At 53.2% G+C, this 24317-nt stretch carries 15 protein-coding genes; 8 read left to right on the forward strand and 7 right to left on the reverse strand.

Annotated features, from left to right (window positions below; translation table 11 throughout):
* The first annotated feature begins 510 nt into the window (after nt 1–510).
* From VHE34_RS04665 to VHE34_RS04675, 3 genes are read left to right on the forward strand one after another with little or no spacing between them, the layout of a single operon-like run.
* The gene (locus VHE34_RS04665) at nt 511–1572 is read left to right on the forward strand and encodes a RiPP maturation radical SAM C-methyltransferase (RefSeq protein ID WP_325585143.1); all 1062 of its coding nucleotides are present in this window, start codon (nt 511–513) and stop codon (nt 1570–1572) included.
* A gap of 11 nt (nt 1573–1583) precedes the next feature.
* Complete coding sequence (locus VHE34_RS04670; RefSeq protein WP_325585113.1) at nt 1584–3200, forward strand: condensation domain-containing protein; 1617 nt, start codon at nt 1584–1586, stop codon at nt 3198–3200.
* 44 nt (nt 3201–3244) lie between these two features.
* Nucleotides 3245–5608 carry an ABC transporter permease gene (locus VHE34_RS04675; RefSeq protein ID WP_325585115.1) on the forward strand — a complete coding sequence of 788 codons (2364 nt, stop codon included), beginning with the start codon at nt 3245–3247 and terminating at the stop codon, nt 5606–5608.
* 95 nt (nt 5609–5703) lie between these two features.
* Here VHE34_RS04675 and VHE34_RS04680 read toward each other — a convergent pair whose 3' ends face one another.
* The 3 genes from VHE34_RS04680 to VHE34_RS04690 are packed head-to-tail and all read right to left on the reverse strand — an operon-like array spanning nt 5704 to nt 11211.
* The gene (locus VHE34_RS04680) at nt 5704–8970 is read right to left on the reverse strand and encodes an error-prone DNA polymerase (RefSeq protein ID WP_325585117.1); all 3267 of its coding nucleotides are present in this window, start codon (nt 8968–8970) and stop codon (nt 5704–5706) included.
* A gap of 11 nt (nt 8971–8981) precedes the next feature.
* Nucleotides 8982–10472: a DNA polymerase Y family protein gene (locus VHE34_RS04685; RefSeq protein ID WP_325585119.1), complete on the reverse strand. Its 1491-nt coding sequence runs from the start codon at nt 10470–10472 to the stop codon at nt 8982–8984.
* A gap of 1 nt (nt 10473) precedes the next feature.
* Nucleotides 10474–11211: an Error-prone repair protein ImuA gene (locus tag VHE34_RS04690; protein ID WP_325585121.1), complete on the reverse strand. Its 738-nt coding sequence runs from the start codon at nt 11209–11211 to the stop codon at nt 10474–10476.
* Nucleotides 11212–11396: 185 nt separating this feature from the next.
* On the opposite strand from VHE34_RS04690, the gene VHE34_RS04695 reads away from it, so the two are divergent.
* Together VHE34_RS04695 and VHE34_RS04700 are read left to right on the forward strand one after the other, a co-directional pair.
* Nucleotides 11397–11738 (forward strand): hypothetical protein, encoded by a 342-nt coding sequence (locus VHE34_RS04695; protein WP_325585125.1) that lies wholly within the window; start codon nt 11397–11399, stop codon nt 11736–11738.
* 341 nt (nt 11739–12079) lie between these two features.
* Nucleotides 12080–12751, forward strand: coding sequence for a response regulator transcription factor (locus tag VHE34_RS04700; RefSeq protein ID WP_325585127.1), 672 nt, complete (start codon nt 12080–12082; stop codon nt 12749–12751).
* A gap of 15 nt (nt 12752–12766) precedes the next feature.
* Here the strand turns inward: VHE34_RS04700 and VHE34_RS04705 are convergent, their stop codons facing one another.
* Nucleotides 12767–13273 carry a UpxY family transcription antiterminator gene (locus VHE34_RS04705; protein ID WP_325585129.1) on the reverse strand — a complete coding sequence of 169 codons (507 nt, stop codon included), beginning with the start codon at nt 13271–13273 and terminating at the stop codon, nt 12767–12769.
* 147 nt (nt 13274–13420) lie between these two features.
* Between VHE34_RS04705 and VHE34_RS04710 the strand changes: the two genes are divergently transcribed.
* The 3 genes from VHE34_RS04710 to VHE34_RS04720 are packed head-to-tail and all read left to right on the forward strand — an operon-like array spanning nt 13421 to nt 17542.
* Nucleotides 13421–15856, forward strand: coding sequence for a TonB-dependent receptor domain-containing protein (locus VHE34_RS04710; protein WP_325585131.1), 2436 nt, complete (start codon nt 13421–13423; stop codon nt 15854–15856).
* Nucleotides 15857–15872: 16 nt separating this feature from the next.
* Nucleotides 15873–16796, forward strand: a complete 924-nt coding sequence (locus tag VHE34_RS04715) for a hypothetical protein (RefSeq protein ID WP_325585133.1) — start codon at nt 15873–15875, stop codon at nt 16794–16796.
* A gap of 17 nt (nt 16797–16813) precedes the next feature.
* On the forward strand, nt 16814–17542 hold the full coding sequence (locus VHE34_RS04720) for a GIN domain-containing protein (protein WP_325585135.1): 729 nt from the start codon (nt 16814–16816) through the stop codon (nt 17540–17542).
* Here the strand turns inward: VHE34_RS04720 and VHE34_RS04725 are convergent.
* From VHE34_RS04725 to VHE34_RS04735, 3 genes are all read right to left on the reverse strand, one after another.
* Nucleotides 17520–17870: a hypothetical protein gene (locus VHE34_RS04725; protein WP_325585137.1), complete on the reverse strand. Its 351-nt coding sequence runs from the start codon at nt 17868–17870 to the stop codon at nt 17520–17522. The genes VHE34_RS04720 and VHE34_RS04725 overlap by 23 nt on opposite strands.
* A complete protein-coding gene (locus VHE34_RS04730; protein WP_325585139.1) occupies nt 17864–20311 on the reverse strand; it encodes a penicillin acylase family protein in 2448 nt (815 codons plus the stop codon). The genes VHE34_RS04725 and VHE34_RS04730 overlap by 7 nt, the downstream gene beginning before the upstream one ends.
* A 7-nt stretch (nt 20312–20318) precedes the next feature.
* Nucleotides 20319–24317, reverse strand: a 3999-nt coding sequence (locus VHE34_RS04735; RefSeq protein ID WP_325585141.1) for an amino acid adenylation domain-containing protein, incomplete at its 5' end; no start/stop codon positions are given.

Here is a 24317-nt window from a genome sequence, read left to right on the forward strand (position 1 = left end):
GGTCTCCCGATTACTTTCTGACAAGAGTAGGTTGTACTTGAAGCGTTTGACCAGGTCGTTTGGTTTTTTAAGCATGTACTGAAACAAGGGTATCGTTTCTTCGTCAGGGGTAACAATACCTTCTATGTAGACCCAAAGACGTGCCATTCGTTCATTTCGATAGCGTTCAACCTATTATATCGTAAAACCAAACAGTGCTTCGCTGAATCCCCCGGACTGACCCGCAAATCGCGGGATATCGCGTTGAGATTGGGAAGGCCGCTTTCTCTTCGATAAGCAAAGGGGCGCTCGAAGTGCCCCTGCTTTCTGATATTCATTAATCCCTGAATATTTGTTTTTCGATAGTCTGCCGGACTATGTCCACCCGCAACTCCTAGAATTGGTTGAGTATACCGATTAGCTCATGGGGTTTGGCGAAATAAGAGCTATGACCGCAATCGATGGAATATACCTTTTTGAACGTTCCATTATGAATCCCCATTTGTCACCGCCATGATCCTTTTCCCGCGGATGCTGGTGGGGGCAAAGGCTCATTGTACCTTTTGTGGATTGAACGGGGGTGGTATGGCCTACCGCGCGATGAAATGCCACAATGCCCTGGAAATGATCAATGGCCTTATAGAGCGATACCGGCACCGGGTAAAACATTTTTCATGTGTGGATAATATAATCCCGCGTGAATACATTTTGGATGTTTTTCCAAAGGTCGTTCGCCATCCGGGCATAACGATATTTTATGAGGTGCGGGCGGATCTCACCGACGAAGAGATGGAGATATTATCGGACGCGGGCGTATTGGAAATGCAACCTGGCATCGAGGCCCTGGCTACTTCTACGCTTAAGCTGATGAGGAAGGGAAGCTCGGCTTTCAATAATATCCGGTTCCTCCAACAATGTTTGAGGTATTCGGTACGCCCGGGTTGGAACTTATTGATCGGATTTCCAGGTGAGGAGGAGGCCGTTTATGAAAAATATGTTGCCGATCTGTCGCTGTTGCATCATTTGCCTCCGCCAAATGGTGTTTTCCCCGTACGGTTCGATCGGTATAGTCCTTACTTTACGCAATTTGAGAAGTATAACCTGGACTTGCATCCCCTGGATTATTATTTTTTCATCTATCCGCTGAACGAAGAGTCGTTAAATAAAATAGCTTATTATTTCAGTGACCATAATTATGAAGCGGAGTATATCGCCAATACCGGTAAATGGATCGACAGGTTGCAGGAGAGCGTCGAGAACTGGAGAGTGCAATGGACTAAGGTCAATACGGGTATTTTCCCAAAATTGTTTTTCAGCAATGAGGGTGATAATGACATGGTGATCGATACCAGGACATCCATAGAGCGCAGGCAGGTACTGGAGAACGGCGAAAAAGACATCTTGATCAACTTCAACCAACGGAAGAATATAAGCGGTATCAAAGATCAAATGCCGGAAATGTCCGAAGAAAAATTGACGAGATCTATCAGGCGCTTGAGGGACATGGGGCTTTTATTTGAAGAGAACGGCACCTATATGAATCTTGTTTTTGAATCGGAGCCTTCCTTGAAGGAGACGAAGCTTTTTCATTAATTTTTGATAAAATGGACATTAAGGTAATATTAGATGAGCTAGCGGTATTGAATGTCCGATTGTATGCTGAGGACGAAAATATCAAGCTTGTTGGTTTAAGGGAAAATATCAAGCCTGAGACTATCGCGGCAATTAAGGAAAATAAAGGATCGCTTCTCAGCTATCTGCGATCTATCGAAAGCCTCCCGGCGGCAATTCGAAATATTCCGTGCGCGGATCACCGGGAGTCTTATCCGGTGTCGTCGGTGCAGCGGCGGTTATGGGTGCTGAGCCGTTCTGAAGCCGGGAATACGGCATATAATGTGGGTAGGACGTTTGTGTTCGAGGGAAAGATGGACAGAGAGTTGCTCGAGAGATGCTTTCAGGAGTTGATAGGGCGTCATGAGATCCTGCGAACGGTGTTCCGGGAAGACAACTTGGGAGAGGTTCGTCAGTTCGTTCTCGACGGGAAGGAGGTTTCGTTCCACGTAGAGTACCGGGATATGCGGGGGGGGCGTGAAGAACAGGTCCGGGCACGCGTACAGGAAGAACTGGCGCGGCCGTTCGATCTGTCGTCGGGGCCGCTGTTACGGGCCGTATTGCTGGAGGTGGGGGACGGGAAGTATGTATTCACGTATGTGATGCATCATATCATCAGTGACGCATGGTCTACGGGGATATTGATCCGGGAGCTGCTGTCGTTGTACAATGGCGGGGTAAGGGGAGAGGCGGTGTTGCTTGCGCCCTTGCGCGTGCAGTACCGGGATTATGCGAGCTGGCAGCAGGAGCAGTTGGGTGGGACAGGGTTCCAGGCGGCGAGGGAATACTGGCTGGAGCAGTTCTCCGGGGAAGTGCCTGTGCTCGAGTTGTTGGGGGACAGGGTACGACCGGGGGTGAAGACATACCGGGGAGGGGCGATCGAACGCCGGTTGGGGGCCGGGACGGGTCGTGGGCTGCGGGGGCTGCTACAGGCGGAGCGGGTAACGCTGTTCATGGGATTGCTGGCGGCGGTGAATGTGCTGTTGTACCGGTACACGGGTCAGGAGGACATTGTGGTGGGAAGCCCGATAGCGGGACGGGAACATCCGGACCTGGAGGGGCAGTTAGGATGTTATCTGAATACGCTGGCCTTGCGTTGTCGGCTTGGCGGAGGGGAGAGCTACAGGGAACTGCTGGGCCGGGTGCGGGAGGTAACGTTAGGAGCGTATGCGCACCAGTCGTATCCGTTCGACGAGCTGGTGGACGAGCTGCGTCTTCGCAGGGACATGAGCCGAAACCCGCTGTTCGATGTGCTGATCAACGTGTCGCCGGTGGGTATCATAGGGAGTACGCCTGAGTTCGGCGATATCCGGGTAAGTGAATTCGTGGATAGGGAGCGTGAGATCAGTAAGTTCGACCTGAGTTTCATCTTTGTAGAGCTGGGAGAGGAATTGCGGATAGGCATCGAATACAATAGTGATATTTATGACAGGGATACGGTAGAGCGCATGGGGGATCATCTGACGGGTCTGCTGGGAGCGATCGTGGAGTGTCCGGACAAGCCGATCGGGCAACTGGAGTACCTGAGTGCGGCCGAGCGGCATCAACTGCTGACAACGTTCAATGCCAGGTATGCCTCTAATTCCGGCACTGGTAATTTATTTGGTTAATTAGGCATTTTGACTTATTTTTTCCGCAAACCATTTAACCTCCTATGATCTTCAGGAACTATATAAAAATAGCGATCAGAAGTTTTATAAAGAACAGGCCTTATAGTTTCATGAGCCTGGGCGGTCTTTCGATAGGTATGGCCGTCGCGATATTGATAGGGTTATGGGTTTGGGACGAGATCTCATTCGATACTTATTTTACAAATCATAAGCGTTTAACCTCCATATTGTCGACTACGACTTTTTACGGCGTGACCGGCTCCGCATCGAATACCGCCGTGCCTGTCGCAGCTGAATTGCGTACAAAATATCCGAATGATCTCAGAAGTGTAGCAATTTGTTCGGAGCCCAATGATCACAAGCTCTCGATAAAGGATAAAGCGATATTGGCTTCGGGGAATTGGGTGCAGGAAGAATTCCCGGAGATGTTCACATTAAAGATGGTGCAAGGCGACCGACATGCATTGAATGACCCATCCGCCATACTGATAACACAGTCTCTTGCCAGATCGCTTTTTGGAGACTCGGATCCCATTGAAAAGATAGTAACGGTAGATGACGATATCCAGCTCAAGGTCAAAGGCGTATTTGAGGATCTGCCGGCAAACACCACTTTGTCGGATATAAAGTTACTTCTGCCGTGGAATAACGAAAACAATGCAAATAGACAAAATAACAGTTATAACGACCATCACTTTCAAGTATATGTACAGGTAAGGGACCCGGCCGACATTGAGAACATAAACAAAAAAATAAAGAATCTTACGCAGCCACATCTCGAAAGAAAGGAGGAGATCGCTTTATATCCCATGGATAAGTGGCATTTATATAATGAGTTCAGCAATGGGAAGATCTCAGGGGGCAGGATACAGATCGTTTGGCTATTCGGCGTTATAGGCATTTTTGTTCTCGTTCTGGCTTGTATCAATTTTATGAACTTAAGTACGGCGCGAAGTGAAAGGCGGGCAAAGGAAGTTGGTATAAGGAAGGCGATCGGATCTTCCCGAAGCCAGATAACGTTCCAGATGCTCGGCGAGTCGGTCGCCACTGCATTTTTTGCTTTCCTTTTTGCAATTTTGATCGACCTGGTCTTATTGCCTAATTTTAATTCATTGGCAAATAAATTGATAGAATTTCCTTGGGGCAATGTAGTCTTCTGGCTGTTGGGATTGGTCTTTATCTTTTTGACCGGCATAATTGCGGGCACTTATCCGGCCTTTTATTTGTCAGGGTTTAAGCCGATAAAAGTTCTGAAAGGGATTTCCAGTAATGGCAATTCTTCTTCTGCACCCAGAAAAATTCTGGTCGTTTTCCAGTTTGCGGTGTCGGTTGCGCTTATAATCGGAACAATCATCGTTTTCCGCCAGGTGCAGTTTACCAAAAACAGGCCGGCCGGCTATGATTTTAACGGACTAATTACCCTGAATATACATTCGGAATCGCTGGTCACGCATTTTGATGCCTTGAGGAAGGATCTTATAGGAACCGGAATGGTTGAGGAGATAGCAGAGTCGTCCAGTCCATCCACAGACGTGCGGAACCATTTTATAAGATTTAATTGGCGGGGTAAGGATCCGAATGAGGTACCGGTATTGGGGGTGATTTTTGTGACACCTGAGTTTGGAAAGACGATGAAATGGGAATTAAAAAATGGCAGGGATTTTTCCCGGGATTTCCCGTCCAATTCGGATGCGATAATTTTAAACGAATCCGCAGTTGCGCTAACTGGAATGAAAAGCCCAATTGGTGACCGGATCGAGATGAGCGGAAAGAACAAAACGATAATTGGAGTGATCAAAGACATGGTAATGGAATCTCCCTACCAGAAACCATCGCCTACCGTGTTCATTTTAGATTCCGGAGAGCTGAAATATATAACAATAAGAATAAGCCGGAATTTCCCGGTGAGCCAATCGATAGCCAGGATCAGGGATGTCTTTAAGACCTATGATCCCGGCAGTCCATTCGACTTTGCCTTTGTCGATCAGGAATTTGGAAAGAAATTCCTGGATGAGGAACGCATTGGCCGTCTTGCGTTATTTTTTACTGTCTTTGCCATTTTTATTTCCTGTATAGGATTGTTTGGATTGGCTTCATATGTTGCACAGCAACGTACAAAGGAGATCGGGGTGCGGAAAGTGTTGGGAGCTTCTACCATCAATCTATGGGCGCACCTGACAAAGGATTTTTTATTGCTGGTTATTTTATCATGTGTTATCGCCACCCCGATAGCCTGGTATTTTCTTGATAAATGGTTAAGCCAATTTGCTTTCCGCACGAAGATCTCATGGCTCCTTTTCATCGGCGCCAGCCTGTGCACACTTGTACTTGCATTCCTCACGGTGAGTTATCATACCTTTCGGGCGGCTTCTGCAGCGCCGGCAAAGAGTTTAAGAAGCGAAGGGTGACACGAACAAAGGAGTAAAGACAGGCAGGCATGTCCGGGCATGCTGTACACATTCCGGGTGTATCATCAAAAACCTAAGCATAAGGAGCATGAACTTCACCTGAAATTCCTCCCATCCGGCATGACGGCGGCGGCGCCTTCTTTTTTGAGGGATTCCGGGAAAGGGGTTCCGTCTTTTTCGTCGGCGCGGGAGAAGCGCAACGCGATATCGTCGCGCAGGTCGGGGCTGAGGAGAGACAACAGGTTGTTCAGATTCATAGCTTTTTGCACGATGATGTGCCGCACTCCATCCTTCAGCTGCACGTGGCCCTTGACCAGCAATAATTTGCTGCTTAACAGCGCGTGGCGGTATTCGTCAAATACTTTGGGCCAGACGATGAGGTTGACCACCCCGGTCTCATCTTTTATTGTCACGAAGCAGACGCCCTTGGCGGTCGAGGGCCGTTGTCTGACAAGGATGAGACCGGCGGCGCTGACGAACCGGCCGTTGGCCGCTTCTCCGATCTCGGCCGCGCTAAGGGCGCGAATTTCCCTGAGGCGGTAGCGCAAAAAGTAGACGGGATGCGCCCGGAGGCTGAGGCCCGTTGTTGCAAAGTCCTCGACGACATGTTCGGATAACTCGAGCGCCGGTAAGTGCACACCTTCTTCCATGGTATGCTCCGCGGCCGATTGGGTAAAGAGATCCAATTGTCGCACCAGCCGGATAGTCCCATCGGCCTCCTTTCGGCGGTGAGTGGCGGGGGTGCCCAGTTTGGCTATCTGCCAAAGCGCGGCTCGCCGATCGAGACCCATCGATGTGAAGGCATCGGCGTCGGCGAGGCGCTCGAGTGCGGATAAGGTTAATCCGGCGTCCAATAGGGAGGCGACGTTTGGGTAGGGTCGTATGCGGCCGGCGATCAACAGCAGGATATCATCTTCCCGGATACCGTCGATCGCGCGGAAGCCCATGCGGACAAAACAGCGGTCCTGGCCCTCTTCGCCAACCAACTCATAATCCCATTGGCTACAGTTGACATCGATCGGCAGGAATAGTACGCCATGCGCCTTTGCGTCATCGATGAGTTCTGCCGGCGCGTAGAAACCCATGGGCAGTGAGTTCAATATCGCCGTGGCAAACACGTCCGGGTGATAGTATTTCAAGTAGGAAGAGACATAAACGAGATGGGCGAAACTGGCGCTATGGCTTTCCGGAAATCCATAAGACCCGAAGCCGGCAATCTGCGACACGAGTTTGTCCGCGTATTCCCGCGTGTAGCCCTTGCGCAGCATGCCACTGATGAGGCGATCCTTGGCATGCGGCGGGATACCCTGTCCTTTAAAGGTAGCCATGCTGCGCCGCAAACCGTCGGCCTCGGCGGCGGTCAGACCGGCGGCTTCGATGCCGATGGACATGACCTGTTCCTGGAACAAGGGCACGCCAAGAGTACGCTGCAATATTTTCTTCAAGGCCTCAGAAGGATAGGTGACGGGCTCTAGGCCATTGCGGCGGGCAAGGTAGGGGTGCACCATGCCACCGACAATGGGACCCGGACGGACAATCGCTACCTCGATGACCAGATCGTAAAAGCAGGTGGGCTTCATGCGTGGCAACATGGCCTGCTGGGCCCGGCTTTCGATCTGAAAAACACCGATCGTGTCCGCGGCGGAGATCATCGCATACACGAGCGGGTCATCCTGCGGAATATTATACAGCGTGTACTCCACACCGTAATTTTCCCGCGCATAGTCGAAGGCCTTGCGGATCGCCGTCAGCATGCCCAACGCGAGTACATCGATCTTTAAAAAGCCGAGTGCATCGATATCGTTCTTATCCCAGCAGATATTTGTCCGCGCCTCCATCCGCGCGTTGAAAATGGGACAGAGATCGGAAAGTTGGCCATCGGTGATGACAAAGCCTCCTGAATGCTGCCCCAGTTGGCGCGGAAATCCCAGGTAATGGGCGGTCAGCTCCAGTATCTTCTGCAGCAACGGATCGGCCGGATCGAAACCCTGCTCGGACAGGCGGCGACCTTCGAACCATTCCGGACTGAACTCCCAGACGGAATCGGAAAGCCGCTTCAACGCGTCCTCCGACAAACCCATCGCCTTGCCCACATCCCGCACCGCGCCTTTTTGGTGGAGTTGGGTGACGGTGGCGACAATGGCCGCCCGGTCCCGGCCGTATTTGTCGTAGATGTACTGGATCACCTCTTCCCGGCGTTCGTGCTCGAAGTCTACGTCAATATCCGGCGGTTCGTCCCGTGCATCGCTTAGAAATCGCTCGAAGAGCAGATCGAACCTGGCGGGATCCACGTTGGTGATGCCCAGATAATAACAACAGGAACAGTTAGCGGCGCTACCCCGTCCCTGGTAGAGGATGCCCTGCTCGCGGGCAAACCGGCAAATGTCTTCCACGGTCAAAAAATACTCGGCAAAGTTCTTCCGGGCGATGAAATCCAACTCGAAATCGACCTGGGATTGTATTTTTTCCGGTATGCCGCCGGGGAACCGCTGCCCGAGTCCACGATAAACCAAAAAGGCGAGTTCCTGTTGCGGTGTCCTGCCCGCAGAGGTGATCTCGCGCGGGTAGACATATTTCAATTCGCTCAAGGAAAAAGTGCAGGCCTCTGCGATCTCCAGGGTACGGCGAAGGGCCGAGGGGTAGGCCCGGAAAAGACGTTCGATCTCGTCCCGGTGCTTCATGTGTCTTTCGGCATGCGGGTGCAGGCGGTAGCCGGCCTGCTGAATGGTGACATGTTCCCGCGTGCAGGTCAGCACGTCCTGCAGTTGACGTCGATCGGGAGAATGATAGTGGACATCACCGGTCGCAACAAGGCCAATGTCCAGCCGCCGCCCCAATTCATGCAGCCGGTGGAGTTGAATGTCGTCATCTTCCCTGAACCGGCGAATCGCCGCGAGATAGAGCCCGGCGCCAAGGGCTTCCCGGTATTCGGCGACCATCGATTGGAACGTCGGGTTGAGATCGAATAAGGTGAGGACGCCAGCCTCCGGGGGGATGACTATGAACTTTATACCGCGGCATTTGGCGTAAACATCCGTTCGGTATAAGGCACATTGGCCTTTTTCCACCCGCCGCATGCCAAGAGTGAGGAGGCTGGACAGCCGGGCATAGGCATCTTTATCGGTAGGGTAGGCAAGTAGGTCCGGACCATCCACGAGATCAAGCCGGGCGGCGGGAATAAACCGGATACCGGCGCTTTTGGCCGCCTTGTGTGCGCGGACGAGGCCGGCCAGGGAGTTCCTGTCTGTCAGGGCAACCGCGGCATAGCCATATCCCGCCGCCTGCTCGACAAGTTCCTCCGGATGGCTCGCTCCGCGCAGGAAAGAAAAGTTTGACGTTACCTGTAATTCTGCGTATTCCATTGCCATCCTTTTCAAGCGAACAGCCCGTGTAAAAACCACTGTGCGGGCGTTTCTTCGCCATAGTGACCAGCCCGGAAGATCCAGTACCTCGCGCCGTCTTCATCTTCGACCGTGTAATAGTCCCTTGGCCGAGCATTGTCGATCCACCATTCGTTCTCTATTCTGGTGGGGCCGTTTGCTGCCACTACTTTATAGACCCTGTTTCGATAGCGGAAGCTCATGGGTGGATAGTCGGGTATCGGCGCCGTGACGATAATAGGCTCCGGCGGATCAAGCAGGTGAATCGGTCGCGCGTCCGCCGGCCATTCCCCCGCCTCCCCCGGCTCGCCCACCGGCACCCTGACGAAGGATCGTTCGGGCCAGTGGTGTTGGGCCGGGAAAAATCGGGCTACTGCGTTACCGCCGACCTTATTGGCGATGCGATCTAATAACTGCGGCAGATCCATCGTTCCGGCGCCGCCCCACAACGCTTCCTGTTCCGCAGCGGCATCATCTATCTTTGGCGCCTCGAGGGTAAATAACTCGATGCCCAATCCCGGCTCTATCTGTGGGATCTTTTCGGCGAACAGCCGGAATAAATGGGTGACGTTCCATGTCGCCTTCGTTGTCCCAATGGTAAGGCCCATGATCTTGCCGTCGACGCGGTAGCATTGGAACAAGGCAGTGCGCACCCCTTTGCCTTCGCGCTGCAATCGCAGACACAATAATTCCAGCAGAAGCGTCAATGCGTATTCGATGCCGCCAGCCGTTGCGACCGGATCGAGACAGGGTAGGCGCTCCCGATAGGGTACCGGCGCCACCACGGAGGTAAGGAATTCTTCCCGCTGACCGAACGCCTGGTCCAAGCGCTGCAATAATTCTTTTCCAAAACGCGGGGTCAGCGATGTCCGGGGTTGATCGAGGATGTTCCGGACCTTGCTCAATCCCAGTTTTCTCAGACGGGCCAGCGTCGTTGGCGGAAGGCGCAGCGCCGTTGCCGGAAGATCGCGCAATGCTTCGGCGTGTTTGCCGATGGGAACGATCAGCGGGCGTTGTACGAAACGGGCGGCCGCCCAGGCTGCTCCCGCGGTGTCCGCGATAGCGGCCCGCACCTGGTAGCCGCCGGCTAAGAAGCGATCGACTATTTCCTTGTAGTAAGGTTCTTCGCCACCCCACAGGTGGGCGCAGCCGGTGATGTTCAGCAACAGGCCATCCGGTGGATCGACGGACACTTCGGGACTGTACCGGATACACCGCAGCGCGATGCGGTGAAGCAGCGTTTCCGGATCCGCGTTGGCGAATTGCACCTCGAGGCCGGGCGCCAGCACTTTCGCGTCCGATAAAACCATTCCCGTGTGAATACCCTTTGCGCAGGAAAGCTCGTTGGCGAAGGTGACGACTTGTCTGTTCTTTTCGGTAGCGGCAAAAACGAAGGCGCTTTCTTTCAACGCAAGCTTTTGCCGCGTATACCAGTCCGTCATCAGGTGACGGAACCATAGGGACATATATCGACGTTGACCCATATTATCCAGTTTTGAGATGAACCGATTCGAGCTGTGTTGCGACTTGCTGTTCCGCGGCCGACACGATGCGACCCGCCACCCACTCCAATTCCCAAATCCCCGGTTTGCCGTTTCGTACCCGTTCCAGTTGCACTCTCCAGCGTGGGTACCCTACCCGGTTGAGGCCGGGGATGGGCGTTCGACTCCGCGCGGGCGACACCCGCCAGCGGGCGGTACTGGCGATGGGCGCCGGTATGCGCGAGGTATGCCGGAGCAGGAAGCCGGTGACGCGGCTGTCTTCGATGGCGAGTTGCAGGCGAAGTGAATTCACATAGGAAATATCCGGCACTTCGGCTACCACCGCGGCGATGCCATTGCATTGCAATGCCTCTTCTGCGGCCCATAGGAGTTGCTTTTCACGGGAAATGTCACAAAAAACGACGCGGTCGGCCGGTACTCCGTACGCTGCGAGTCCCGGCGGATATATCCGCCGGCGTTTGGCTATCCAGATGCAATCTCCGCCGCGGGCCATCAGCGCGCCTACCAGGGTTGCGACGAAACCGCCGGACGCTGCCGCCTTTTGCAGGGTGGGGGCAAGGAATTCATGCAGTTTCCCGGTCGGAAAGCGACGGTTGGGAAATGCGTCCGCCAGGGGTCCCACCGGGATGTCGGGGGAGCCGGCTTCCGGGGTTTTGTACCCTTCGACCAGCAGGATCTCCTGGCGGAGAGCGCTGAGAATATCGTTTTTTATCTGAGTCATCCCGATGGCTTAGCGGTTTATTTTATGCAATTAAAATGCTAAATAAAATAGTATTTGTAAGCTAAAAAAATTAGTACTTTTGGCTAGCCCGGATATGGGAAGTGGAAAAGGTCAATCTGGGGTTAGAAAAATGAACTGTTGGGAGGGCAGGTAACCGGTTATGTCTTTTAAAAACATAAAAATCGATGATAAAAACGGACAAAGGGCGGAAGGCGATGGATGAAGTCTGCCGCCGGGGTTTGGGTAAACCGGTGGACGTTCGATATAAGACGATCAGGCCCATGTTCCGGAGCGGAGATATCCGCGTGTTTAAGGACATCTTCCTGTACATTAAAAAGACGGTAGTCGCGAAGGATATAGGAAAGAGTGGCCGGCGGTTTACTTTTTTATTATCCCGCCCGGAGAAGTTTACGGTTGAAGAGGCGATGACGGTTGGTAAATTGTGTGATCTCAGTTTTGAGGAGATCATGGGGTTGATCAAGGCGCAGGTAGAGTCGAGAAGAGTGGGTAGGGGAACCTCGGAATGATCGGAGGCTCCATTATCACCCCAGATGGGTTAGATCATATCGCGTGTCTCGCGGGCATTTCGTCGCTGCTACTGGCTGATCCTGGCATTAACTTTTATTCGCTGGTCCTGGCGCGGTAAAGGGCGTTTCAGTTGAGGGGTAGTAGTGCTATAGGTGTCCTCATAATTTTTTACTGCGGTAATAGTGCAGTGGATGAGCGGCGGGGTTTTTGGGTAGGTAATTCAGACTAAATCAGTTGTGTAATGTTTAGTCGTTTGTGCAGGGATAAGATTAGACAAAAATTGATATGGGACAATTTATTGTTTAAGTTCCATTAGCATTACATCCCTTATAAACTTCCTATGCGAAAGGATCCTATTAAGATCGCGATAATCGAAGATCATCATCTTGTCCGAAAGGCATTCCGGGAACTAATTTCCCAATCCCCCAATCTGAAAGTGGTATTTGACGTCAGCGATTCCGACGATTTGTTTCAAAATCTGGACAAAAAGGAGACTGACGTGCTATTGCTCGATATTTTCTTGCCGAAGATGAGTGGGAAGGAAATCATGATGATCCTGCGGGAACGGTATCGGAATTTGCGTGTGGTGGTCGTGTCCTTTTGCGTTTCGGAGCCGTTGGTGATCGAAATGCTGGAACTAGGTGCGCTGGCGTACCTTTCGAAGGCGACCGAGTTAGATGAGCTGATAAAGGCTATAGAAACCGTGTGTGAGGGGAAAATCTTCAAAAATGAGATAGCGGCCAATTCCTTCTATTGGAAGATCAATAATAACCTGAAGAAAAACAACGGTGCAATGAAACTGAGCGACGTGCAGATTAAGATCCTGCAGCTGCTGTGGCAGGAGAAGAACAACCAGGAGATAGCGGATGAAATATTTGCCAGTGTCAGCTCAGTGGAGAAGATAAAGCAGAGCTTGAAGGAAAAATTAGGGGTAAAATCAAATGTGGGATTGGTGAAATATGCGCTGGATCATCATATTATCATACCCGAGGTGGGATATCCGGTAGCTTAGCGATACGCGGGGTTATCATTCGATCCTGGCGAGATAGTCTTCCGGCATTTCCACGGAGATACTTTGCCGGAGCAGGGGCATCCGGATCATTAGCCTGGTCTTGTTAAGCTTCTTAATCAGGAAGCCTTCTATATCCTGAAATATGCCTTTTACAACGCGCACTTTGTCGCCGGGCTGAAGGAAAGTTTCCGGTTGAATTTCCTTCCCATTCGTTTCGAAGTTTCTGATACGCAGGATCTCTTCCTCGGATAATATGGCAGGTTGTTTGTCGAATGTAACGAACCGGAGGACGCCGGGGATCTTCAGCAGGGAGAATCGCTCATGCTTTGATACCCGGACGAATACATATCCGTTGAAGAGGGGAGCCTGAACCGTCTTTATGCGGTCGGTCCATTTCCTGCTGACGAGTCGCAGGGGCAAATATGTTTCCAGGGACAAATGGCGGATGGTTTCGGTGACGGTCTTTTCGACACGGGGCATGGTGTAGATGACATGCCAACTGGGGGGTGGGAGCAAGGTCATAACAGCTGGTTTTTGGATGGCCGGAAAGTTTTGGACGGACGAGCGATAAAATTAGGCGCTTTCGCGGGGACACCACACTATCGTACCACAAATGAATTATGGATTTCCACAATTATCGCCACCTAAAAAAGAAGTAATTTGATGGGAATGAAGGTAAACCGGATTCTGTTTATTTTTTTCTTCGCCGTTTGTTGTTCTGCGCGGGCGCAGGACGCAGGATATCTTTTAAAGGGAAGGGTTAGGGAGTCGGCGGACCGGCCGATAGGAAATGCGTCGATCCTGTTGCAGAAGCAAGGAAATGCCAGCTACCATAAGGAGACGGTTTCGGATACGGCAGGCTATTTTTCGGTCATTGCCGATGGCGGAGCGGGCGTTTACGTCATCAACGTGACAGCGATTGGCTACAGGCCCTTTACGCTCGACAGCCTCTCGTTGCCGTCTCCGGGGAACCAGGAAACGAAGCTGGCGGTGCTGTTGTCCCAGGAGGCCAGCAGCCTGGCGGCGGTGGTCGTAACGTCGAGACGGTTAGTGGTCAGCCAGAAGATAGATATGCAGGTGGTCACGGTGCCGCCTGACCTTCGTACGGAGATACCCAATGTGCTGGAATTGTTGAAGATCGTGCCTGGCGTTTCGGTGTCGGAGAATGAAGATAAGGTAGCGATGAGCGGGAAGGAGAAGGTGGATATCATGATCAACGGGAAGATCACGCGGATGGATATCAAGGACGTCCTGAAGTTATTGAAGGCGATACCGAGCAGTTCGTTGCAGGGGCTGGAGGTGATCAGCAATCCCTCGGCGAGGTATGATGTCAGCGGGAATACGGGTATCCTGAACATCCGCATCCGAAAGAATGCATCGGGGCTGACGGGGAACTATACCGCCAATCTTTCGCAGGCGATCCATCCGGGCGGGTCGACGTCGCTGAGCCTGGACTATGGAGCGAAAAAGTTCAATGTTAACGGTTATGCGGGATATAATTTTGGCAAATACCGGACAACGATCGATGAAAACCGGACGGTGGTGCAGCCGGGTTATAGCCAGTATTTTACGACGGGCTCGAGGAATGACGAACAATGGCAGGACCCCGATCTGCGGTTAACGGCCGATTATACGGTCAGTCCAAAGAGTACATTGGGGGCGATCGTCGAGATCGAGAAGGGAATCAACAAGATATTTTATGATGCGACCAATTCGATAGCATCGACGCCCGGCGGGAAGCCGGATACGAGTTATGGCTCGCATTCCGTCACGCCGTATACGCGACACTGGGACAGCTACAATCTCAACTATGAGTTTGCGGATACGATGGGGCGGGACCTGAACATTAATTTCGACTATTCTTATTATTCGAACGACAAGACCAATACGATACAGAATTTCCTGACATATCCGGACAACGGAAGTGAGATCGATGGAAATACCTATCACAATCTCGCACACATGAACATCTACACGCTGAAAGTCGACTATGTCAAGAGCTACGGGAACAACGGAAAAGTAGAGTTCGGGTATAAATATTCGGATGCAGAGAATCGGAATAATCTGCGGACGCTTGACTTCTCCGGGAGTTCGCCGCTGCTGGACAGCGCGCAGACCAATGACTACGATTACCGGGAGTATATCCATTCGGGCTATATTAACTATGGGGTCAAGGCGGGGAAATGGGGATTTCAGGCGGGTGCGCGGTATGAGCATTCGCAGATCAAAGGTGTTTTTGCGAACATCGCTGGGAGTCATGTCAACAAGCCTGATTCGGCGTACGCCAATTTGCTGCCGTCTGTGTTCATCACCTTTGCGCCGAATGATGACCATTCGTTCCGGTTGTCCGGTACCCAGCGCATCAAGCGGCCCGACTACGAGGACCTGGAGCCGTTTTCCTACCAGCTGGATCAGTTCTCTTACACCAGTGGCAATCCTTACCTGATCCCTCAAAAGAACACGAATGTGGAGTTGAACTATGCCTACAAAGGAAGCCTGGATGTGACGGCGGGTTATGTCTATACGCAGCACTTCTTCAATTCGCTGATCCACCAGGAAGGGGATATCCGCTACTATACGATCGAGAATACGGGGGTAAGAAAGGAATTTACTTTTACCGCGAGCTATCCGGTTCAGGTGACAAAATGGTGGGTGAGCCGCAACAAGGTGACGGCGGCGTACAATTACTTTAACGGTGCGTTATTCCAGGGATATTTGGTGAAGGACGGATGGGGCGGCCAGGTGAGCAGCAGTCAGCGGTTCAAATTAAGCAAGGACTATCTGTTCATTCTTAGCACCTGGTATAATTTCGGCAATACGAACCTGATCTATAAGACGGCCGGCTACGGAAATGTTACGGTGGCGGTGAGCAGGAAGCTGTTTGGGGACAGGGGAAGCCTGCGGGTTGGATTTTCTGACATTTTCAAGACACAGCAAGAGCGGACCACGGTGAATTTCGATGGATTAAAATATGTCGATCTGAAGAAATGGGAAAGCCGGAGTGTCTTCCTGGAATTTACGTGTAAGATCGGGCGGTCGCCGGCCAGGACGGTTCGGGACAGGGAAACCGGTAATTCCGATGAAAAAGACCGGTCCAAACATTGAACTTAAACGATGTCTTATGCATACTTTGAATGAGGAACTGATGGTGCGATTGAAGGAAGGCCGCGAGCGGATCACGGCGGAGACCAACCCGGCGCAGAAGCGAACGATGATGGAGGGCGTTTTTGATGACCTGCAACGCGACTATCCGGGTGGGATGGCCAATAATTTTGCGCATATCCGGGATTTCTTTTTGAAACAGTGTGAGTATGACCCCGACCGGCTGATGAGCCTGCTGCGGAATGACGAAAAAATGAATTTTGACCGGGAGATCCGGAAGCGGGAGGAACTGGATGGGTTCGACAAACAGTATGGCACCAGGACATCGCTGATCCTGGAGCATTTTGAACTTAATGAAACAGTTCCGATCGAGCGCCTGCTCAACTCTTCCCGTTTTGCTCCTTCGCCGATAAAGGGATTCCGGTTCGCGTTGCAGCAACTGGCGGATTTTCGGGTGGATTATTCGAAATATACCTTTATCGATATCGGAGTGGGCCTGGGGCGGAATCTGCTGCTGGCATCCGAGTTTCCTTTCAAACGGATCATCGGGGTAGAGATATCGGAGCAGTTGTGCGCCATAGCGCAGGAGAATATCGAGCAGTATAACAATACAAGCGGGCGGGTATGTCCGGCGGAGGTGGTTTGTTCTGATGCGCTGAGTTATTCATTCCCGCCCGGTCCGCTGGTGCTGTATTTCTGGGAGCCGTTCAGCGGGGTGACGCAGACGGCGTTCGTGAAGCATCTCGAGGCGTATCTCGAGGCGTCCGGCCAATCGATCATGCTGGTGTTTATGGGCGGGGTATTTCGGGATATCATACGCTCGGATAAGTTTAAAATGCTGGGGGTGAGGGATACTACGGAATATTCGGGTAACGGGACCTTTTTCCGCGTTACGATATTTGGCCCGGCTGTTGACCCGGAAGAAACAATTTATTATATTTAGTTACTTATCTCTATGCCATGAAATCTATCGTAACTGCGGGTATCGTTTTTTTGGGTGTGATACTGAGCGCCGGCTGCGGAAATACGCGGCATATTACCAAGGGTAATGGGACGATCAATCTGAAGGAGTACGAGCTGAATGGATACGACCGGCTGCTTTCGAAGGTGAGTGGGGTGGTGGTTTTGTCCAAGGATGCGCCGGAGAAGGTGCTGATACGGGCAGATGCCAATGTCCTCGCCAAAATTACTGTAGCGGTAGTAGATGGGGAATTGAACATATCGCCGGAAAAAGATGCGTGGCTGGAGCCGTCGAAGTTTATCATCATTTTACCGGCCGGGAGGATCAAGTCGATACGGACGGATCATAAAAACTCTTTGTTAGTGAAGGACGAGGCTGATGGCGGGGGGAAGGGAATAAGTATGGGCGGGCGGGTAAAATTGATGGATGCAGGAGGGCGTTCGGAATTGGCGGGAGGAGTTCGGGCGGTCGATGCGGAGAATGCGGAGACCGCCGAAGTATTTCAACGGCATAGCGTGCTTATAAAAAATCCGGCTAATTTCCAGCGGCGGCTCGTCGTAACCGATCCGGGAGGTGGAAGCTATCATATTGCCGTCGATGCGGCCAGTACAAGGAATGAGTCGCTTCCCGCGGGCGCGAAGATCTACAAAGCGCGGTTCCTGTGGCAATGGACATCGCCATTGCTGGAAGTGAAAGCCAGCGATTCTACACAGGTTTATTCCTTTTGAACATCGCTCTTACCAGGACGCCCGAAGCGGCGCTCAGACCGCCGGTCAACGCTCCAGGAATGGCGGCAGTGATGATCAGCGTCCAGGCGTTGGGTAACAGGAAGAATCCCGCCATCCGGGTGGCCAGCAGCTGGTGATTGGGCAGGCTATAGTAACAGGCACAAGCCAGCCAGGCGGTGAAGACGGCGGCGAATCCAATTATTGCCGCCCGACTGGCGGAGCGGGTGCAAAACCCTCCGATAAGGAAGGCGAGCGGAGCGATGAGCCACCAGGGGTGGAGGACGGTCACCAGGACCGCAGCCAGCAAGAGAATGCAATACATTACCATGTTTGGGGATTTATGATGAGCTGAGTGGACAGTCCGGGCAGGCGGGATGATTTATTTGTAAGGAACGGCAATTCCCGGTATTCGCCTTTCAGCCAATAACCCGTAAAATTATCATAGTTGGGGCTGCCGGGGTTGCCGGACTGACCGCCGGGATAGATGCCGAAGCCTATCGGTTCGGCGCCTGTTTGCACGACCATTCGCCAAGAGGGGCCAAAATTGGTTGTCATCGCGTTTACGGCCGTCGAGGAGCCGCCTGTTTCCAGATCGCCCGAACCGAGGCCGGGGAGTTGGAAGACGTGTTGAATAGAGGCATGTTTATAGGCTGACCATTGCCATCGGGGGCCGATGTCGCCGAACCGGGTTTTAAGCGATTGGACAGCCGCGATGAACGATGATCCGGCGATGGTTCTGCGGTCTTCGTGTGCCGGAGTGTGTTTGTTATCGAACCAGGCAGAGAAAGGGGCATGAAGAAGAAGTTCGGCAGTGGTGGCACGGGAGGGATAACGGCGATGGTCTTCGTCGCCACCGAACTCGTCCTGCCAGGTTTGGTTGAAGAATTCTGCCCACCATGCCGAAAAAATGGTGGCGGCCATGGAATGCGGATCGTAATACCGGTTCCAGAAGAGCAGGCTGTCGCGGCATTGCCGGGCCAGGGAAGATAAGGTCGGCTTGTGGCTGATGTCGGAGAGAAGAGTATCTAAGACCTGATCGGCGAAGATGCTGTAATTGTCGTTTTGCATCCTTTCCATATCCTGCGCCGTAAGGTCGGACCGGCGGGCAAGTAATTGGTGGATGCGTGCGGCTCTTTCCGATCCGGCAAACTGCCAGTTGATGTAATAGGGGTAGCTGCTGTCGGCTGGTGCCTGGTTGGCGGAGAAGAGGTAACCGCGGGCGGGATCTTTTATCGCCGGCAATTGGTCTGTTGGAATAAACCCGTTCCATTCATCGGCTGGTGATGCGCCGTCCAGCAGGAATTTTCCCTGGTCCTGTCGTTTTATCGGAAATAGGCCACCGGCGACATAGGCGATGTGGGCAGTGTCGGCGTAAAGGAAATTTTGTGCCGGGGCCTGGAAATATTGCAAGGCGTTGCGGAAAGCAGGATAATCGACGGCCCGGTTCAGGAGATAAAAGGTGAGCAAATCCTGAGACGGGATGGCGCCTGTCCAGCGCATTGCAAACCCCGGCGGAGCTTCATGATTATAGTTATTCTCGTCGGAACTGCCGGCGATATTTTCGTAGACGACCGGTCCATAGTGGGTGGACACGACGGTGTCGTCCACGTCGGGCTGACCGCGGACGTGGAGGTGCTGAATGTTTTTTGACGTGGGACGCCAGGTATTGCCGTATTTATATTCGTTTTTAGTTTGATCACGGAAGGTAATGGCGTACCAGTCGAGTACATCGGCATCCATATTGGTCATGCCCCAGGCGATATGGTCGTTGAAGCCGATGACGATGAAAGGGATGCCGGGGATCGACACTCCGCAGGTGTTGGCAGCCGGGGTTTGTAACTGCAGCTGGTACCAAACGGAGGGGTAGGACAAGGTGAGGTGGGGATCGTTGGCGAGGAGGGGGTGGGTGGTACTCGTCCTGTTGGTGACCCAGCAATTGCTGCCGATGCCTTCCATCCTTTTCTTTGCACGGAAATTTCCGGTGAGCCGCGAAGTGGACGGGGAAATCGGCTGCGAAGCCGGGGCGGCGCATTTGAAATTCCACCGGGTTCCGGGCGGTACGGCGAATTCGGAATCGGTGGGATGGTCCGGGAATAATTCGCTTGTTGCTTTCGGCCCCAGGCCGGCGAGGGTGTTGCTCATGGCCAGATCGTCTGAAGCGCCGCTGAGTGTCTCCGCAAAAAGTTTCATTATCAGCACGGAATACAAAGGCAGCCATCGCGCGGGACGGTAATCCAGCAGTTTGAATTCTATTGGAAATCTGTCTGGAGAAAGACTGTCGATATAGGCATTCACGCCGGCGGCGTATGCTTCTAGCGCGTTGCGCAAAGTATCGTTTTGTAACATCAATGCCATCGACTGCAGAGCGCTTTGGCGGAGACCGATGCGGCGGTAATATTTATCTTCTTCGAGAAGGGCGGGCCCGGCGATCTCTGCGAGGGTACCCAGCGCTTTGCGGACCTGGATGTCCATTTGCCAGAGGCGGTCTTTGGCGGTGACGAAGCCTTGCGTGAAATAGAGATCGTAATCGTTGGAACAAAAAATATGAGGGACGCCGAGGCTGTCGTATTTCACCAGGACGGGATCGTGCACTTCCGGTCGACTTAGGAGAGCGTTATCGGAGGGCGTAACCGGTTCAGCGTTCTTCCAAATACCGTCGCCCGGGCTCAGGACCTTTCCGAGAGGCGGGATGCGGCCGAAATGGTTGTCGAGGAGGTAGATGACGCCGATGGTCAGCAGGGTCAGGCTAATGCCAGCGAGATATTTCATGATGGGATCATTTAAAAGATAAAGTAAGGATGTCTTCCAGTTCCCGGCGACGGATGATGTTGTAGTGATCGCATTCGATGCTGGCGCGGGTAAAGGTTCCAGAGGTGAATGCGGCCCAGGTCTTTGTCCGGGCGCTTTTCAGGAAACGGAACTTTTCGGGTCTTTCGGCGTCGATGGCCAGGATATCGGCCTTGATCGTGCCGGCAGGAGCGTACGCCTGCATGGCGAGATAATGTTTGTGTACGGCCGCCTTGCGTTTCTCCATTTCGGCCGGGATATCAAAGAACTGGATCCAGTGCGCAAATTCGTGGTCGATGGTATTGGATATTTCTGCCGGGGAAGGTAAGCGATTTTTGTTTTGCCGGGATGGAGGCGGATTTTTGTCGATTAGGACCACCAGGCAGTGCTTCCCTTGTCGCTCGAGTTGCCGGGCGATCTCATATGCTACCCAGGCGCCCATGGAATAGCCGACGAGGCGGATAATTTTTTCGTCGTTATCGCCGGAGACGATGTTTTTCACGCAGGCTGATGCGATGGATTCAATGCTGACGTTTTCTGTTTCGTCGGTGATGGCCGTCAGATCGAACGCGATCGCGTGGCAAACAGGTTCCAGTTTTCTACCGAGGTGTTCATACACGGTTGGGATACCGATGACCGGCGGGAGGAACCAGACGATAGGTTTGCCGGACGTGCGGGCGTTGAGGGCAATGCTGATCGCTTTATCCGGGTCTTTACGGATATAGGCCGCGAGCTGTTGCAAGGTGGGATAATTGTAGACATCGCGAATGAACAGCTTTTTGCTGAAAGTCGTCTCGATCTCCGAAAGCAGCTTTATCGCAAGGAGAGAATTGCCGCCGTTATCGAGGAAGCTGGCTTGTGGATCGGTAGAATGGCGGCCAAGCAACTTTTGCCAGATGGTGAAAAGGAGTTGTTCGTCGGGTGTCAGGTCGGCCGTTTGGGCCGTGTCCGCGGCGGTCGTGGTCGTCTCCAGTTGCCGAAGGGCGTCTTCGTCGATCTTGCCGTGAACGGTGAGGGGAAAGGTATCGAGACGAATGAAGCGGTTAGGCACCATGTATGCCGGTAGGAATTCCCGGACGGCGTCGCGGGGATCACGGGAAGCGGGCTGGGCGGAGGCGTAGAAGCAAGCAATGCGGGCTTCGCTTCCCTCGCCGGTAACGAGGACTTTGATCTGGGAGGTGTTGGGCAATTGCTGTGCAACCACTTTTTCGATCTCTTCCAATTCGATGCGGAAGCCCCGGATCTTTATCTGCCGGTCCTTTCGGCCGGCAAATTCCAGCTGGCCGGAAGAATGCCAGCGGGCCCAATCGCCGGACCGGTACATTTTGTCTTCCGGGAAGAAGGGATCGGGGAGGAAGCGTTGCGCCGTGAGTTCGGCGTTGTTGAAATAGCCGCGGGCGATGCCGGCGCCGCCGATGTACAGTTCGCCTGGGATACCGATGGGCACGGGTTGGAGGTTCGCATCGAGCAGGTAAACGCGGGTGTTGTCGATGGCGGTCCCGATGGTTGCATCGGTGGTAGACGCGTCCAGGCGGGCGGAGGTCGTAACGACCGTGGATTCCGTTGGGCCGTAATTGTTATATACTGTGATGGGTAAGGGGCTGGTGATATGCAGGCGGTCGCCGCCGGTGAGCAGGCACCAGGACTGGGGAAGCAGGTGGTTTCCGGTGAGGAGTTGCTCGCAGATGGGCGTTGGGAGGAAGCTGTGAGTGATGTTATTGATGTTGATGACAGCGAGCAAGGTGGATAGCCGATGTTTGTCGGCTTCGGTGATGGGATAGAGGCAGGCGCCGGCGAGGAGATAGGGCCAGATCTCCCAGGTGCAGGCGTCGAAGCCGATGGCGGAGTAGAGGGATGCCCGGCTTTCGGGGGTAACCGCGAAGGTGCGCCGGTGCCAGTTGCAGAGGTTGAGTAGGCTTCGATGTTCGACCATGACGCCTTTCGGCCGTCCGGTCGAGCCGGAAGTATAGATGACGTAGGCGAGATCGTTTTGGTTGGGACAATTGGTTGGCTGCGTATCCGGCTCGTGCTGCCATTGTCTGGGTTGGTAAAGAAGGGTGGTGTGGTTTACCGGGGATCGATGATCGCTATTATCCAGACAGGGGTGATCGGGCATGCTGATGAGTAATTTTGCCGCGCTGTCTTCGAGCATATGATCAATGCGGCCCTGCGGATAGCTGGGATCGATAGGAAGGTAGGCGGCCCCGGCTTTAAGGATGGCGAGTAAGGAGATGATGAGATCGATGGAGCGATCCATGAGCAAGCCGATACGGTCGCCGGGTTGAATGGCGTGTTGCCGAAGCAGGTGATTACCCAGTTGATTGGATGCCAGGTCTAAATCCCGGTAGGAAAGAATCGCGCCGGACATCGATATGGCCGGGCGGTTGGGAAAGGCACTGGCGATCTCCGCGAACAATTGCGGAACGGCGGTGGTGGAGGGATAATCAGTAGGGGGTGGATTGAACCGGTGTATCAGCTGGTGTTTTTCGTCTTCAGAAAGATAATCCAACTGGCCGATGGGTTGATCGAGGCCATTGACGATGGCTTCGGCGAGCGCCCAGAAATGATCCATCATGCGCTGGATGCGTTCATGGTGAAAGATGTCGGTGTTGTAATTGATGTTGAGCCAGAGATAGTCGTTATAGTCGGAGAATTCGAAGACCAGATCGAACTTGTTGGCGGAAATGCGGGACTGTTCGAGCGGATCCTCTTCATCTATTTCAAATTTCCCGTTGCGTTGTTCGTAGTTGAACATGATGTCGAAGAGCGGGCTTCTGCTGCGGTCGGTGTCGGGCGCGAGTTGTTCGACGAGTAGATCGAAGGGATACAATTGATGGCTGTATCCTTCGAGTAAATTCTTGTTGACTTCCATCAGCAGCTGTTCGAAACTTTCAAGTCCGCTGAACTCGTTGCGAACGGCCAGGGTGTTGACATAGCAGCCGAGCTGGTTTTCCAGTTCCCCGTGCTCGCGGCCGGCCACCGGTACGCCCACGACGATATCTTCCTGGCCGGTGTAGCGATGGAGCAGGGCGATGGTGATGGATACGAGCACGGTGAAAGGCGTACATGCCTGGGATTTGGCAATCGCTTCGAGGGGTTTACGGAGATGCTGTGGTGAAGGGCGGCCCACCTGGCGGCCTTTAAAGCTCCTCGTGCGGGGGCGGGGGTTGTCGATTGGCAGATCGAGGACAGGGATCTTACCGGCAAATCTTTCCAACCAATAGCTTTTGTGTTTATCGGGTCCGTTTGTTTCGAGGCGGGCATTCTGCCAGTGGGCAAAATCCTTATACTGGACCTTGAGGGGGGGCAGGGTGATGTCTTCGCCGGCGGCGATGTCGGCGTAGAAGCCGCGCATTTCATCCTGGATGATACCACCCGACCACCGATCGGTAATCACGTGGTGGAGCGTCAGGATACCGAGGTACTGCGTGGGTGATAGTTCGAGGACGGCGATGCGCCAGAGGGGACCTTTTTCGAAATCGAAGGGGGTGTCGAGTTCGTTCCCAATGTGTTCGAAGACGGCGGCATCGTTCTCTTTGTGGCCGTTGCAATCGATGCGGCGAATGTCGATCGGGATCGCTTCGACGGGAAGAATGCGTTGGCGCAGTTGGTCGCCGTTGCGGGTAAGCGTGGTGCGGAGGATCTCGTGACGCCGGAGCAGATGCCGGAAGGCTTGTTCCAGCCAGTTGAAGCGGAGTTCTCCGCGAATGCGGAAGACGTTGAGGACGTTATAGGCGGAGGCGCTTTCTTCGAACTGATTGAGTATCCAGAGACGTTTTTGGACATGGGAGACGGCGTAATCTGGTTGCGGCGGAACGGGTTCGATGGATTGATAGGTTTCCTTGTCCATGTCCTGCATGATCCGGGCGAGGTTTCGGATGGTTTCGGCTTTGAAGACGTCTTTGAGACTGATGCGGATGCCGGACTGCTGGTAGACGCGGGAGATCATGCGCATGGCTTTGAGGGAGTGGCCGCCGATGTCGAAGAA

The organism is Puia sp. (assembly GCF_035546395.1).
GTDB lineage: Bacteria > Bacteroidota > Bacteroidia > Chitinophagales > Chitinophagaceae > Puia.

Bases quoted from the DNA above. Each gene is read 5' to 3' on its own strand.
- VHE34_RS04665 (WP_325585143.1), top strand. From the start codon at position 511: ATGCTGGTGGGGGCAAAGGCTCATTGTACCTTTTGTGGATTGAACGGG.
- VHE34_RS04670 (WP_325585113.1), top strand. From the start codon at position 1,584: ATGGACATTAAGGTAATATTAGATGAGCTAGCGGTATTGAATGTCCGA.
- VHE34_RS04675 (WP_325585115.1), top strand. From the start codon at position 3,245: ATGATCTTCAGGAACTATATAAAAATAGCGATCAGAAGTTTTATAAAG.
- VHE34_RS04680 (WP_325585117.1), bottom strand. From the start codon at position 8,970: ATGGAATACGCAGAATTACAGGTAACGTCAAACTTTTCTTTCCTGCGC.
- VHE34_RS04685 (WP_325585119.1), bottom strand. From the start codon at position 10,472: ATGGGTCAACGTCGATATATGTCCCTATGGTTCCGTCACCTGATGACG.
- VHE34_RS04690 (WP_325585121.1), bottom strand. From the start codon at position 11,211: ATGACTCAGATAAAAAACGATATTCTCAGCGCTCTCCGCCAGGAGATC.
- VHE34_RS04695 (WP_325585125.1), top strand. From the start codon at position 11,397: ATGATAAAAACGGACAAAGGGCGGAAGGCGATGGATGAAGTCTGCCGC.
- VHE34_RS04700 (WP_325585127.1), top strand. From the start codon at position 12,080: ATGCGAAAGGATCCTATTAAGATCGCGATAATCGAAGATCATCATCTT.
- VHE34_RS04705 (WP_325585129.1), bottom strand. From the start codon at position 13,273: ATGACCTTGCTCCCACCCCCCAGTTGGCATGTCATCTACACCATGCCC.
- VHE34_RS04710 (WP_325585131.1), top strand. From the start codon at position 13,421: ATGAAGGTAAACCGGATTCTGTTTATTTTTTTCTTCGCCGTTTGTTGT.
- VHE34_RS04715 (WP_325585133.1), top strand. From the start codon at position 15,873: ATGCATACTTTGAATGAGGAACTGATGGTGCGATTGAAGGAAGGCCGC.
- VHE34_RS04720 (WP_325585135.1), top strand. From the start codon at position 16,814: ATGAAATCTATCGTAACTGCGGGTATCGTTTTTTTGGGTGTGATACTG.
- VHE34_RS04725 (WP_325585137.1), bottom strand. From the start codon at position 17,870: ATGGTAATGTATTGCATTCTCTTGCTGGCTGCGGTCCTGGTGACCGTC.
- VHE34_RS04730 (WP_325585139.1), bottom strand. From the start codon at position 20,311: ATGAAATATCTCGCTGGCATTAGCCTGACCCTGCTGACCATCGGCGTC.